The 13,842-nt window shown below is 71.9% G+C and carries 10 protein-coding genes and 1 pseudogene; 3 read left to right on the top strand and 8 right to left on the bottom strand.

What is annotated here, in order from left to right; all coding sequences use genetic code 11:
• The first annotated feature begins 23 nt into the window (after positions 1-23).
• The 3 genes from OG550_RS04705 to OG550_RS04695 are packed head-to-tail and all read left to right on the top strand — an operon-like array spanning position 24 to position 8,746.
• Entirely contained in the window at positions 24-245 is a 222-nt protein-coding gene (locus OG550_RS04705; protein WP_327674826.1) for an MbtH family protein, read from the top strand.
• A gap of 3 nt (positions 246-248) precedes the next feature.
• Positions 249-3,905: a condensation domain-containing protein gene (locus tag OG550_RS04700; RefSeq protein ID WP_327674824.1), complete on the top strand. Its 3,657-nt coding sequence runs from the start codon at positions 249-251 to the stop codon at positions 3,903-3,905.
• Positions 3,905-8,746, top strand: coding sequence for a condensation domain-containing protein (locus OG550_RS04695; RefSeq protein WP_327674822.1), 4,842 nt, complete (start codon positions 3,905-3,907; stop codon positions 8,744-8,746). Before OG550_RS04700 ends, OG550_RS04695 begins: the two co-directional genes overlap by 1 nt.
• Before the next feature lie 100 nt (positions 8,747-8,846).
• Here OG550_RS04695 and OG550_RS04690 read toward each other — a convergent pair whose 3' ends face one another.
• The 8 genes and pseudogenes from OG550_RS04690 to OG550_RS04655 all read right to left on the bottom strand — a co-directional run bounded on the left by OG550_RS04690 (position 8,847) and on the right by OG550_RS04655 (position 13,684).
• Positions 8,847-9,374, bottom strand: a complete 528-nt coding sequence (locus tag OG550_RS04690) for a hypothetical protein (protein ID WP_327674821.1) — start codon at positions 9,372-9,374, stop codon at positions 8,847-8,849.
• A gap of 87 nt (positions 9,375-9,461) precedes the next feature.
• Complete coding sequence (locus OG550_RS04685) at positions 9,462-9,911, bottom strand: hypothetical protein (protein WP_327674819.1); 450 nt, start codon at positions 9,909-9,911, stop codon at positions 9,462-9,464.
• A 135-nt stretch (positions 9,912-10,046) separates the two neighbouring features.
• A complete protein-coding gene (locus OG550_RS04680) occupies positions 10,047-10,421 on the bottom strand; it encodes a hypothetical protein (RefSeq protein WP_327674817.1) in 375 nt (124 codons plus the stop codon).
• Positions 10,422-10,626: 205 nt separating this feature from the next.
• Positions 10,627-10,884 (bottom strand): hypothetical protein, encoded by a 258-nt coding sequence (locus OG550_RS04675; RefSeq protein WP_327674816.1) that lies wholly within the window; start codon positions 10,882-10,884, stop codon positions 10,627-10,629.
• A 276-nt stretch (positions 10,885-11,160) separates the two neighbouring features.
• A complete protein-coding gene (locus OG550_RS04670) occupies positions 11,161-11,373 on the bottom strand; it encodes a hypothetical protein (RefSeq protein WP_327674813.1) in 213 nt (70 codons plus the stop codon).
• Between the two features lie 65 nt (positions 11,374-11,438).
• Positions 11,439-12,260 carry an RHS repeat-associated core domain-containing protein gene (locus OG550_RS04665; protein ID WP_327674811.1) on the bottom strand — a complete coding sequence of 274 codons (822 nt, stop codon included), beginning with the start codon at positions 12,258-12,260 and terminating at the stop codon, positions 11,439-11,441.
• Positions 12,261-12,681: 421 nt separating this feature from the next.
• Positions 12,682-13,151, bottom strand: a pseudogene (locus tag OG550_RS04660) (IS5 family transposase); the annotation flags it as partial.
• 182 nt (positions 13,152-13,333) lie between these two features.
• On the bottom strand, positions 13,334-13,684 hold the full coding sequence (locus OG550_RS04655; protein ID WP_327683687.1) for a PH domain-containing protein: 351 nt from the start codon (positions 13,682-13,684) through the stop codon (positions 13,334-13,336).
• Between the last annotated feature and the right edge of the window lie 158 nt (positions 13,685-13,842).

Raw genomic sequence — 13,842 nt, 5'->3', positions numbered from 1 at the left:
AGCACTCAGGAAAGCAGGATCCGGTGAGCGACACGGCTGCGGACAGGACGTACCAAGTAGTGGTCAACCAGGAGGAGCAGTACTCGATCTGGGACGCGGACCGCGAACCGCCGGAGGGCTGGCGGGCCGCCGGCTTCACCGGGGACCGCCGGCAGTGCCTGGCCCACATCACCGCGGTCTGGACGGACCTGCGTCCGCTCAGCGTCCGCGGCGGGCGGCCCGCCGCGCAGAGCGAGGCGAGGTAGCCGATGAACCGCCTGCTGCCGGAGCTCTTCCTGGACCGCGCCCGGGAACACCCCGACGCCCCCGCGGTCCTCGGCGGGACCGGGGAGCTCTCCTACCGCGAGCTGGAGCACACGGCCCGGCGGGTCGCCGGCGCCCTCGCCGGGCTCGGCGCCGGACCCGAGTCGGTCGTCGCCGTGCTGATGGCCCCCGGGCCGCAGCTGGTGGGGACGCTGCTCGGCGTCTGGCTGGCCGGCGCCTGCTACCTGCCGCTCGACCCCTTCGCCCCGCCCGCCCGGCTGCGCCGGGTGGTCGAGGCGGCCGGGGCCCGCCTCACGGTCGTCGACCGGACCTGGGCCGCCCGGGGCGCGGAGCTCGCCCCGGCGACCACCGCCCACCCGGTGGACGACCTGCTCGCCGCCGGGGACCCGGACACCCCGGCGGTGCCCGCCACCGGGCTGCGGGCCGCCTACGTGATCTTCACCTCCGGCTCCACCGGCGCGCCCAAGGGCGTCGTCGTCGACCACGCGGGCATCGCCAACCGGGTCCGGTGGGGCGTCCGGGCCCTGGGCCTCGGCGCGGACGACCGCGTCCTGCAGAAGACCCCGCTCACCTTCGACGCGGCCGGCTGGGAGATCTTCGGCCCGCTGGTCTGCGGCGCCCCGGTGACCTTCGGCCGCCCCGACGCGGGGCGCGACGCCGCCGAACTCGTCGCCTCGATCCGCGAACAGCGGGCCACCGTGGTGCAGGTCGTCCCCACGATGCTGCGCCTGCTGGCCGCCGAGCCCGGTCTGGCCTCCTGCACGACCCTGCGGACCGTCTGCTCGGCGGGCGAGCCGCTGCACGCGGAGCTCTGCCGGCGCGTGCTCGACCAGGTCGACGTGGAGATCTGGAACACCTACGGGCCCACCGAGTGCTCCATCGACGCCCTGGCGCAGCGCTTCGACCGCGCGCAGCTCACCGGGGCCGTCCCGATCGGCGAGCCGATCGACAACGCCCGGGTGCTCCTCCTCCCGCCCGGGGACGGTGACGGGGGCGGATCCGCTGACGGTGCCGCTGCCGGTTCCGGTGCCGCCGACGGCGTCGGTGCCCGTGACGGTGCGGCGAGTGCCGGTGGCGAGCCGCTGTACGAGCTCTACCTGTGCGGCCCCGGCGTCGCCCGCGGCTACCACGGCGACCCGGCCCGCACCGCCGAACGCTTCCTGCCGGACGCCGCCGGCCCGCCCGGCGCCCGGATGTTCCGCACCGGCGACCTGGTCCGCCGCCGCCCCGACGGCGCGCTGGAGTTCGCCGGCCGGGCCGACGACCAGGTCAAGGTCAACGGCGTCCGGATCGAGCCCGGCGAGGTCGAGGCGGCACTGGAGAGCCACCCCGACGTGGTCGAGGCCGCCGTCCGGGCGGTCGACGGACCCGACGGCACCCGGCGCCTCGTCGCCTGGGTGGTCACCTCGCGGACCGGCACGGCCGGCGACCTCGCCGCCCACCTGCGCGACCGGCTGCCCCCCGCCCTCGTCCCGGCCCTGATCACCGAGACCGACGCCCTGCCGCGCACCAGCAGTGGCAAGACCGACCGGTCCCGGCTGCCCGAACCCGACTGGTCACGGGCCCCGCGCCCGGCCGCCCCGGCCCCGGAGCCGCACACCGCCGAGGAGCGGATCGTGCTCGCGGCCTGGCGGCAGCTGCTCGACACCGACGGGATCGGCCTCGACGACGACTTCTTCCGCCTCGGCGGCCACTCGCTGATGCTCACCCGGCTCGCCGCCGTACTCACCCGCGACTCCGGGCTGGACGTGCAGCTGCGCGACCTGCACTACGCGTCGACCGCGCGGCAGCAGGCCGAACTGCTGTCCCGGGCCTCCGCCGCACAGCCGGTGGAGGCGCTGCCGCCCGGCGCCCGGTTGCCGCTCTCGCACGCGCAGGAACGTTTCTGGGTCCTCGACCGGATGGCCCCCCGGAGCCGCGAGTACCTCCTCCCGGTCCTCGTCTGGCTGCCCGCCGAAGTACCCGCCGACCTGGTCGAGGACGCACTCGCCCGCCTGGTGGACCGGCACGAGGTACTGCGCACCCGCTACGTGATGGACGGCCTGGGCCTGGCCGCCGTCGTCGAGCCCGCGGCCACCGCCGCGGTCAAGCTGCGCACCGTCGAGACGACTCCCGACCGGGTCGCCGAGCTCGTCGCCGAACAGCTCGGCGAGGGCTTCGACCTGGCCGCCGCACCGCTGTTCCGGGCCGCCCTGCTGCGCGACGGCGGGCCGGAGCAACTGCTGCTGCTGGTCTGCCACCACATCATCGGCGACGGCTGGTCCTCCCGGCTGCTGGAACAGGAACTGCGCGAGACCGTCGCGGCCCTCGGCGAGGGCCGCGAACCGGCCCTGCCGGAGCCGCCGCTGCGCTACGTCGACGCCGCCGCCTGGCTCAGGGGGCAGCTGACGGACGACCTGCTGGAGGAGCAACTCGCCTACTGGCGCGAGACCCTGGCCGACCTGCCCGCACTGGAGCTCCCGAGCGCCCGCGAGCGCGCGGAGCAGCGCCGCATCGACGGCTCGGGCGTGGTCGTCGACCTGCCGGCGCCGTCCGTCGAGGCCCTGCTCGCGCTCGGCCGCCGGAACGGGGCGACCCCGTACGTGGTGTTCCTGACGCTCTGGACGATCGCCCTCGCGCGAACCGCCGACCAGTGGGACTTCGGGACCGGCTCCCCGCACGCCGGGCGGGTGCGCCCCGAACTGCACGGACTGGTCGGCCTCTTCCTCAACACCGTGGTCCTGCGGCCCGGGCTCACCCCGGACCTGCCCTTCGAGGAGGCGCTGGCCGTCGTCGAGGAGACCTGCCGGGAGGCCTTCGCCCGGCACGCGGCGCCGTTCGAGGCCGTCGCCGACGCCGTCGCCCCGACCCGCGAACTCTCCCGCACCCCGCTGTTCCAGAACCTCCTCGCCCTCACCGGCGACGCGGAGATCGGGCAGGTGCCGCGCGGCCGGGACCTCGAACTCCTCGGCCGGGCCTGGACGGTGTCCCGCACGGACCTCGCGCTCACGCTCTGGCCGTACCCCGACGGGAGCTACGGGGGAGCCCTGGAGTACTCCTCCGCGCTCTACGACGAGGCAGTGGCGGCCGACCTCGCCGGGCGGCTGCGCAACCTGGCCGAGCGGTTCGCCGCCGACCCGGGGGCCGAGATCGGCGCACCCGGCCTGGACGAACCGGACGCGACGGACGCGACGGACGCGACGGTGGCGACCGGAACGACTGAAACGACCGGCACGGCTGACACGACCGGCACGGCCGACACGACCGAGACAATCGAGACAACCGACACGACGGAGAGCACGGGGATGACGGAGTCGGCAGGGGCGACGGTGGTACCCGGGGCGACGGCAGCCGCAGCCGCACCCGGAGCGGGCGCGGACACCGCGGCCGACAGGCTGGAGAGGGTCCTCGGCTTCGTCCGCGACCTGCTGGAACTGCCGGAGGCCGGGCCCGACGACGACTTCATGACCCACGGCGGCAACTCGCTGCTCGCCGCCCGCCTGCTCTGGAACGTCCAGACCGCCTTCGGCGTGGAGGTGTCCATGCGCGCCTTCTTCGACCGGCCGACGGCGACCGACCTCGCCGGGGAGGTCGAGGTACTCCTGCGGGAGTCCGCCGGCACCCCCGACCAGCACGCCGAATCGAACGGGAAGGACGTGTGATGGCGGCCGCACCGTCACCGGCACGGCCGACGGTCGAGCGGGCCGACCGCAGCCACCCGCTGCCGCTCTCCTCCGGCCAGCAGCAGATGTGGCTGCTGCACCAGCTCGCCCCCACCAGCCGCGCCTACCTGATGACCTGGACGCTCCGGCTCACCGGGCCACTCGACACCGAGGCGCTGCGCCGCGCCTGGGAGCGCCTGGTGACCCGCCACGAGATCCTCCGGACCCGCTACCAGCAGATCGACGACGAGCCCCACCAGATCGTCGACCCGCCCGGGCCGTTCGCCCTGCGCGTCGTCGACCTCGCCGAGGAGCCGACCGAGGACCTCGTCGAGGATCCGGTCGAGGACCTCACCGACGGCCCGGCCGCGTCCGCGGCCGCGTCCGCGGCCGCGTACCCGGCCGCGGACCGCGAGGAGCGCGCTCGGCAGATCGCCGAGTGGGAACGGCGCCGGCCCTTCGACCTGACCCGGCACCAGCCGGTCCGCGTCACCCTGATCGCGCTCGGTCCGGACGTCCACCTGATGGTCGTCAACATCCACCACATCGCCGCCGACGAGGACTCCTACCAGGTGATCGTGGCGGAGCTGGCGGCGCTCTACGGGGAGGAGAGCGCCGGGACGCCCGCCGGCCTCGACGAACCACCCGTCCAGTACGCCGACTTCGCGGCGCGGGAGCGGGCCAGGACCACCGACGCCGCGCTCCGCACGCACCTGACGTACTGGCGGGACACCCTCAAGGACGTCCGCGACCTGCCGCTCCCGCTGGACCGGCCGCGTCCGGCCCGCGCCGACCGGCGCGGCGGCCTGGTCGAGCTGACGGTCGCGCCGGCGACCGCCGCCGGCGTCCGCGCCCTCGCCTCGGCCGGCCGGGCCACCCCCTTCATGGTGCTGCTGGCGGCCTACCACGTGATGCTCGCCCGGCTGACCGGCAGCGACGACGTCGCGGTGGGCCTCCCGGTCTCGACCCGGACGCCTGACCTGGACGGGCTCCTCGGGTACACCGTCAACACGGTCGTCGTCCGCACGCGGCACACCGCCGGGCAGAACTTCACGGACGTGGTCGCCCGGATCAGGGAGGGCGTCCTCGACGCCTTCGACCACCGGTTCGTGCCGTTCAAGCGGGTCGTCGACGAGGTGAACCCGGCCCGCGGCCTCGACGGCAACCCGCTGTTCCAGGCCGCCTTCGACATGGAGGCGGCCGGTGAGGACGGCGGCTTCCGGCTGCCCGGCCTGACGGTCGAGCGGACCGGCTCCGGCGTCGCGCCCGACGCCAAGTTCGACCTGAACATGCACGTCGCCGCCACCGACGACGGACGCTTCGTCGTCCGGCTGGAGTACGCCGCGGCGGTGCTCGACGAGGCCACCGTCCAGGGCTGGGCGGCGGCCTGGGAGCCGCTGCTCGACGCCCTGGTGCGCGACCCGCTGGCGCCGCTGCCGGCCCCCGGCGGGTCGTCCGCGCGGCCCGGGGTCCAGCCCGCCGCGGAGCCGGCGGCGGTGGCCCCCGGCCCGGGTACCACCGGGCCGACCCCGGGCGGCGCCCGCTCCACGGCCGCGCTCACCGAGACGCTGCACCGGATCTGGGCCGAGGTCCTGGAGCTCGACGCCGTCGGACCGCAGGACAACTTCTTCGACGTCGGCGGGGACTCGCTGCGCGCCGTCGCCCTCTCCGGCCGGCTCCGCGCGGAGGGCCTGGAGGTGTCGGCCACCGACATCTTCGCCTACCAGAGCATCGAGGAACTGGCCGAGTGGTGCGCGGAGCAGACCGCCGGCACCGGGCCGGACCAGCCCGTCCCGCTCGCCCCCTTCGCCCAGCTGTCCCCCGCGGACCGCGCCGCCCTGCCGTCCGGCACGGTGGACGCCTACCCGCTCACCGCGACCCAGCTCGGCATGCTCATCGAGCTGCGCGCCCGGCCCGACGTCAACACCTACCAGGACACCACCTCCTACCTGGTCCGCGACGAGGAGTCGCTCGACCACGCCGCCCTCCAGCAGGCCGCCCAACTGGTCGTCGACCGGCACGAGGTGCTGCGGACCGGCTTCGACCTGAACCGCTACTCGGTGCCGCTCCAACTCGTCCACCGCACCGCCCGGATCGACGTCGGCGTCACCGACCACGGCGTCCTCGGCCCGGGCGGCTGGCGGCCCGCCCTGGAGGAGTACGCGGCCGGCGAGCGCCGCAACCCGATGGACACCGCCGCCGCACCCCTGATCCGCGTCCACGGCCACCGCGCCGAGGACGCCAAGGAGTGGTGGATCACCATCACGGAGTGCCACCCCATCCTGGAGGGCTTCAGCTTCCACACGATGCTGATGGAGATCCTCACCGGCTACTACGAGCTGCGCGCGGGCCGCACCCCCGCCGAGCCCGAGCCGGTGCCCTTCCGGTACGCGGACCACGTCGCCGCCGAGGCGGCGGCCCGCGAGTCGGAGGAGCACCGCGCCTACTGGCGCGGCGTCGTCGAGGGCCGGACCGGCACCGCCGTACCGACCGCCTGGCAGGGCGACCGGGCGCTCGCCCGCGAGCGGTACCAGCACATGCTGGACTTCCGCGACCTGGAGGACGACCTGCGGCGACTCGCGAGCGAGACCGGCACCTCCATGAAGGCGGTGCTGCTGGCCGCCCACATGAAGGTGATGAGCGCGGTCGCGGCGACCGAGGACTTCTACACCGGGCTGGTCTGCGACACGCGGCCCGAGGTCCTGGGCGCCGACCGGGTCCTCGGCATGTACCTCAACACGCTGCCGTTCGCGATGCCCACCGGGGCGCGCACCTGGGGCGGACTGGTCAAGGCGGTCTACGACGGCCTCACCGGGCTCTGGCCGCACCGGGTCTTCCCGATGCAGGTCATCCAGCAGGAGTTCGGCCCCGGCGGCCGGCTGCTGGACGTCTTCTTCAACTACCTGGACTTCCGCCAGGTCGACAAGAGCCTGATCGACGAGGACGCGACGTACAACGACAACGACAACGAGTTCGCGCTGCACGTCTTCACCATCTCGGGGATCCTCAAGCTCAACACGACCAGCCACCGGCTCAGCCGGGCCGCCGCCGTCCGGCTCACCGCCCTCTACCGGGCGGTCCTGGAGCGGATGGCCCTCGGCCCGGAGGGCGACGCCCGGGCGGACTGCCTGCCGGCCCGGGAACGGGAGAGCCTGCGGGTCCTGGACCTGCGGGTTCCGGAGTGGCCTGCGCCGGACCAGTTCGCTCCGGACCAGCTTGCTCCGGACCAGCTTGCTCCGGACCGCACGACGGACCCGGCCGACGGCCTCACGAAGGGCCTGACGAAGGGCCTCGTGAAGGACCGGACGGACAACCGGCCGGAGACCGTCACCGAGGCCTTCGCCCGGGTCCTCGCCGCGCACCCTGACGACCCCGCGCTCCGGCACGGAGACCGGGTGACCGACTACCGGCAGCTCGACGCCCGGGCCGAGGAGATCGCCCGGGGCCTGCGCGACCGCGGCGCCGGCCCGGGCTCACTGGTCGCGGTCGCCCCCGAACGCGGCCCCGACACGGTCGCCGCCGTCCTCGCCGTCTGGCGCCTCGGCGCCTGCTTCGGCCTCGCACCGGACGCCTCCGGCGGTCCCGACCTGCCCGCCCTGCCGGTCCTGCCGGTCCTCGCCCAGCCCGCGGTGATCACCGGGGACACCGCCTGCGTCCTGCCCGGCACCCCCGGAGCCCCCGGCGCGGCCGTGACGCACCACGCCCTCGCCCGCGCCCTGCACCGCGTCCGGACCGAACTCGACGCGCGCGGCGCCGGATCCGGCCGGGGCTCCTCCTGGCTCTGCGCCGCGCCGCCGGTGACCTCCGCCGGGCTGGTCGAAGTGCTCGCCGCGCTCACCTCCGGCGCCTGCGCCGTCCTCACCACCGCCCCGCTGCCCGAGTCGGTCCCCGAGATGCGGGACCACATCGAGGGCGGGCGGGTGACGCACCTGTGGACGACCCCGCTGGTCGCGGAGCGCGTCCTCGACCCCGCCCCGCAGCCGGTCACCGTGCTCCTCGGCGGCGACGTCCACGCCGGTCCGGCCCCGGCCGCCGGCCTGCGCTCCCGGGCCAGGGTGATCGACGTCCTCGGCGCCGACGGACTGGTCGGCCCGGTCGCCTTCGACGGCAGGCCCGCTCACGGCCTGGCCCTGCGGATCGCCGACGACCGGTTGCGCCGGCTGCCGGTCGGCGTGGTCGGCGAGCTCTGCGTCGACGACCCGGACGCCCCCGGCAGCCGGCCCCACCGGACCGGCCGGCTGGCCCGGCTCGGCCGCAGCGGGCGGCTGGAGCCGCTCGGCCCGGTCGGAAGCCCGCACCGGACCGGCGAACTGCTCGGACTCCACCCGTCGGTACGGGACTGCCGGGTACTGGTCCGCCAGGACCCGGCGCAGTCCGCGCCGCGCCTTCTCGGCTACGTGCGCACCGCGACCGAGGAGTTCACGCCGGACGAGGTCCGCCGGGCGCTCGCCGAACGCAGGCTGCCGCGCCACCTCATCCCGGACGCCCTGGTGGTGGTCGACGAGTGGCCGCTGACCGCGTCCGGCACGGTCGACGAGGACCGCCTGCCCGAGCCGACCGCCACGCCGACCGCCGACGGGACGGACGAACTGCCGTGGGACGACGGCTTCGAGGGCCTCCTGCGCGACGTCCTCACCGCCGCCTCCTTCGAGGGCGAGCTCGAACCGGACGTCCCCCTCGCCGACGCCGGGCTGAACTCGATGGCCACCGTCGGCCTGATGGTCGCCGTCGAGCAGCTCTACGACATCGTCTTCCCCGACGACTTCCAGGTCGTCGACATGTTCCGCACCCCCAGGATGCTCTGGGAGGCGATCAACGACCTCCGTGCGGACGGCATCTGAGATATCGCCATATCCCGCGCCGGGGCCGGCGCCGACACCACGTCGGCGCCGGCCCCGGGCACGGGACACGGGTCGGCTCCTTCCGTGGGCCGGATCGGGATCAGAGGATCTCCAGCAACGGCGAGGTCATGAACGGGTCCAGCCTCGCCGCGACGAACAGCGCGGCGAAAGCCACGTCGGTCTCCTCCGGGGCGGTGAAGCTCCACCTCGCCCCGTCGAACCTGATGCGAGGGGTGCCGCCCCCGTCCACGACGACGAGCCCCGGCCAGGCCGGACGGGCCCTGCGAAGTGTCTCGCCGGCCGACAGCGTCACGTGTCGTCTGCTCGGCCTCAGAGGCCGCGATCCGCACAACCGGCCGGACTGGCCTAGCAGTTCGAGACCGAGGCCACGACGGATCCGACCGCGGGCGGGGTATCCCGGGCTGCTCATGCCGTCGACGGAGAGGACGTCCGACCCGTCGAGTGAGAACGTCCAGCGTTCCAGGTACCCGCCGAAGGGCGTCAGGTCTCCGGAGTGCCGACGATGGATCCGGACCGCACCGAGCGGAGTGTCGACCTCTGCGGAAGCCTGTCGGGTCTTCACCGGATTGAGCCAGTCCCTCGGCCGTCCGGAGTGGTGCAGCTCCATTGCCATCCCCCTGTCTTCTGCCGTGCGGCATCGTCTTCCCCGACGCCTCCATGTCGTCGAGGGTTCCGGCCTACACCTCCTCGTTCCTCAGCTGCCCGTCCGCCGGGACGGAACGGCGGACGTCCGCGCCTTCTCCAGTTCGGCCACGAGCTGCTCGACTCGCAGGTTCGTCTCGGCTCCCCACCCGTAGCCGGCCAGAACCGGCAGCTGGTCGGTCCTGCCCGAGGCAAGGACCAGCTCGGGGACGTCGGAGGAGAACAGCGTCCCCGAGACGACGGCGGACCGCACTTCCCGGACCTCGGACCATGTGTAGGAACGCGAGTTGAGCAACCCGGAGTACTTCACCCCGGCATCCCCGAAGGAGACGCCGTACATCGGGGCACGGATCGTCAGCACCAGCCCCGGGACCCCGGCGAGGACGATGGGGATGAGTTCGTCGACCCTGGTGGCGGAAGCCGCCACGGAGACGGCGATCAGCAGGCACACCAGTCCGATCAGGAGGTAGGCGAGTGCCCACGGAGTACGCCGCTTCCGCATGTTCCGTCCTCGTCGTCCAGGCCGGTTCCTCCGGTGGATCGGCCTCCACCGGTCAGTCAATCCCGAGAGTCGAACGGTTGGAAAGACGCCGAAGACTCCGTCCTCCAACCGGCGGCCGTCCTGAATTCCACACCGTCACTTCGCCCGGTCCGGCGCCGGAATGGAGTCGACGATACGGTCCACCGCGCGGTTCCGCCTCCAGAAGGGGAACCGGGGCAGCCGGTGAAGTGCGTCGAGGCTGGCCGCTAATTCGGGCGAACCCAGATGGGCCCGTCTGCCGGTGCTCTCAAGGCGACGAATGAGCCGGCGCAGAGCCGCCGGGCTCCATCGACCCGCGGATCGGTCCGGCACGGCGAACTTCCACGTCCGCGGCGGGCCTTGCACCGGCCGCACACGGATCCAGGACTCCGTGGTCCCGGGGGCACGATAGGTGAGGCCGCCACCGACGGTAAGGAGGAACATGACGATGTTCAGTGCCGAGGACTTGAAACCGATTTCCCGGATATCCATTTCGATCCACCCTATCTCCTCCCAGCTAAAACCCTCTCCCGCGCTACTATGAATGCCATTCGGGTCGAATATGAGCGAATTTCCGACCTGGTCACGGAGGTCGAGGCATGCGAAGTCCGCCTCGCATCGAAGCGGACCGTAAGCCGAGGTCATCTACACTCCTCTCGAATTCGGCCAGGCAGAACTCCCAAGCCGGCGTCACCGGTCAGGCGGAGAGATCCCGGTACTTCCTTCCTCGCTGGGCCGAGGCGTCGCGGTGTTCCCTGAGCCCGTGTTCCAGCATCGAGGTCGCCCGGTCGACCCGACGGTTCCGCTCACCGAAACCGGCCAAGGCCTGGAAGTGCAGTTCCCCGCCGGAGGACAGCCTGAGCCCGGGGCAGTGGGAGCTGAAGAGCGCGCCCGGGACCACGCCCGTCTCCACGGCCTCCACCTCGTCCCAGCGGACCCGGCTCGTTCTGACCATGCCGTGGTACACGACCCCCTCCCGCGTGTGAACCGAGAGAACACTCAGAGTGCGGCCACGGAAGCGGACTTCCGTGGCCGCACCCAGTTGAATTCACATCAGGTCACTTCGATCGATGTCTACCAGTTCAGGTCCTTCCGCCCGGTTCGTGGCGGAGAACGAGGTCTGCCACCGCATCTATCCGAGGCGGAAGGCGGTAGGGCGCGCCCGAGCGACCGACGACCGCTCCCGCCGATCACGACCGCTCGGCCGCTTGCCAGCTACTGAGGCACGTCCCTAGCCACTTTCACCGTCGTCCGACTTGCGCTTCAAAGTCGACTTCAACAGCGGAGCGAAAGTTACCGCAACGATCACCGCCGGAATCACCAGAAGGAGTTGAGATTTCTCTGCCAGAGGTGCAAAAATAAGAGCCAAAAGAACATAAGCGACAATCAGTCCATACAGTGACTTCCGCCTCATCAGTGCCACGATGATCTGAAAGAAAGTCATCGACCTGTCCTTCCTGAGGGGTCGGACGCCCGCTCCGAATCGCACGGGCGTCCGACCGGATTTCACTATAGGCGCCAGAAGCGGAGCCTGACGGGCTTCCTCACGAGAGTTGTGAAGGAGCCCTGAAGCCTCACCGATGCCGATGAGCGCAGCATCACCCGTCCGGCGTGCATGCCCCCGAGATTGTTACCGATACCAGTCAGAGCGGCCTGAACGTATCCCGTTGTGCTTCGCTTCTCGGTCCCGATCCGGTAGTTCGCCACACCTGCTGAAGCGCCGATTCCCGCCGCAATGGCATAGCCGGCGATCGCGCCACCGCAGATGCCAGCCGTCGCCGCTACGCACGCCGCGCCGGCTACGACAGCTACTCCCGTCACTCCGACCTGGGCGATTCCCCGCCAGTGCTTCTGTACTTGGTTGCCGGCGCTGCAAGCCCAGCCAAACCCCTTCCAGCACTTACGGCCGTCGAGGTCGTACTGTCCCACTGGGTCGCCGTAGACGTAGTCGTAGGCGTTGGCGTTGCCGCCGGGGACGGGGTCGACGGAGAGGAAGCGGCCGGTGGCCGGGTTGTAGAGGCGGACGCCCATGAGGACGATGCCGTCCTGGGCTTCGGTGGAGCGTTGCTTGGCGCCGGGCCAGCCGTAGCGGGTGGCCGCCTGGCCTGCGGCCGGGTTGCCGTACTCGTCGGCGTCGAGGAGGACGGGGGCGGTCAGGGCCGGGTCCGTGACGAGCACCACCGAGCCGAAGAGGTCGGTGAGTTGGAGCTCGACGGTCCCGGTGTTGGTGACGGTCGCGGACAGGTCTTCGTCGGCGCCCGGGATGTTGCGGGTCCAGGTGCCGGTGGTGGTGGTCGTGGTCGACGAGTGGCCGCTGACCGCGTCCGGCACGGTCGACGAGGACCTCCTGTGCGACGTCCTCACCGCCGCCTCCTTCGAGGGCGAGCTCGAACCGGACGTCCCCCCTCGCCGACGCCGGGCTGAACTCGATGGCCACCGTCGGCCTGATGGTCGCGGTCGAGCAGCTCTACGACATCGTCTTCCCCGACGACTTCCAGGTCGTCGAGAGTTCCGGCCCGCACCTCCTCGTTCCTCACACGCCTGTCTGCCGGGACGGAACGGGGGACGTCCGCACCTTCTCCATTCGGCCACGAGCTGCTCGACTCGCCGGTTCGGCTCGGCTCCCTGTCTCCGGTGATGACGATGGGGATGAGGTCGTCGACCCTGGTGGCGGAAGCCGCCACGGAGACGGCGATCAGCAGGCACACCAGTCCGATCAGGAGGTAGGCGAGTGCCCACGGAGTACGCCTCTTCTGGTGACGTCGTTGCGGTTGCCGCCGGTCAGCGACACCGCGAGCGGGATGCCCCGGCCGTCGACGAGGACGTGGTGCTTGCTGCCCGGTCGCGCGCGGTCGACCGGGCCGGGTCCGCTTTGGGGACCGGCCGAGAGGCCCGGACATGGGTGGAGTCGATCACCGCCCTGGACCAGTCGAGCTGTCCGGCGGACCGGAGCCTTCGCAGCAGCACCAGGTGGAGCCGGTCCCACACGCCGACCTCGTTCCAGGTCGCGAGCCTCTGCCAGCAGGTCATGCCCGAGCCGAAGCCGAGCTCCTGCAGCAGATACTCCCACTGGATGCCGGCGTGCAGCACGAACAGGACGCCCTGCAGACAGCGCCGGTCGTTCACCGGACGCGGCCCCGGCGACCGCTCCGGCCACTCCGGCAACAGGGGCTCGATCCGGGCCCACAGGTCGTCGCCCACGATCCACGGCTTGTTGCTCACACCATCACGAACGGACGAATCGTCACATCGGTCACGCCCCACCAGCAACGATCAGCAAGATCCTGTTACCAGTTCTACGGAGGGCGAGTTCGGTGTTGCCTTGCATGGCCTCACTGCGGGTGCCCCGAAATGAATTCCTGGTCGGACTAACTTCGAATCGGCTCACAGTGAGGAAGCTCGGATCAATCCATACCGGGGCCGCCTCGGCGCCCGGCAAGCAGTTCGGTCATCACTCCTATGCTTCGTAGGACTCGCCGATTCTCCTCGCCGTACCCGGCGAGCATCAGCAGCTCGACCTTCTTCCCTGAGGCCAGGTCGAGGACAGGGAAATAGGAGGCAGCCAAGGCGCCCCCAACGATCCCCTTCTCCACGTTCGCCACCTCCTCCCACCGCACTCGCCTCGTGGCGAAGAGGCCGTGGTAGATCACGCTCTCAGAGGATACGACAGTACGACAGAATGGAACCCGAAACGTCAACCAGACTCCTGGGGTGCCAATCAAGACTAATGAGACATAGTCGGCAGATTCGGACATTGCCATCAGTCCGCCCGTGGCAGTGGCCAGCGCAACGAACCCGATGAGAAAGTGCACACACATCCAAGGGCTACGAAAGCTCTGCCTGGCCCTCCTCGGAACCGCCACAACCATCACACCTTTCAGGTCTCGCTTATTGGATCTCGAACAGGGCCGCG

The sequence above is a fragment of the Kitasatospora sp. NBC_00458 genome (genome assembly GCF_036013975.1).
GTDB lineage: Bacteria > Actinomycetota > Actinomycetes > Streptomycetales > Streptomycetaceae > Kitasatospora.
The sequence above is the reverse complement of the archived record's forward strand: the minus strand, read 5'-3'. Positions and strand labels throughout refer to the sequence as shown.

What these genes read in the sequence shown, in the direction of transcription:
- OG550_RS04700 (WP_327674824.1), top strand. Translation starts at nt 249, where the DNA reads ATGAACCGCCTGCTGCCGGAGCTCTTCCTGGACCGCGCCCGGGAACAC.
- OG550_RS04695 (WP_327674822.1), top strand. Translation starts at nt 3,905, where the DNA reads ATGGCGGCCGCACCGTCACCGGCACGGCCGACGGTCGAGCGGGCCGAC.
- OG550_RS04690 (WP_327674821.1), bottom strand. Translation starts at nt 9,374, where the DNA reads ATGGAGCTGCACCACTCCGGACGGCCGAGGGACTGGCTCAATCCGGTG.
- OG550_RS04685 (WP_327674819.1), bottom strand. Translation starts at nt 9,911, where the DNA reads ATGCGGAAGCGGCGTACTCCGTGGGCACTCGCCTACCTCCTGATCGGA.
- OG550_RS04680 (WP_327674817.1), bottom strand. Translation starts at nt 10,421, where the DNA reads ATGGATATCCGGGAAATCGGTTTCAAGTCCTCGGCACTGAACATCGTC.
- OG550_RS04675 (WP_327674816.1), bottom strand. Translation starts at nt 10,884, where the DNA reads ATGGTCAGAACGAGCCGGGTCCGCTGGGACGAGGTGGAGGCCGTGGAG.
- OG550_RS04670 (WP_327674813.1), bottom strand. Translation starts at nt 11,373, where the DNA reads ATGACTTTCTTTCAGATCATCGTGGCACTGATGAGGCGGAAGTCACTG.
- OG550_RS04655 (WP_327683687.1), bottom strand. Translation starts at nt 13,684, where the DNA reads ATGTCCGAATCTGCCGACTATGTCTCATTAGTCTTGATTGGCACCCCA.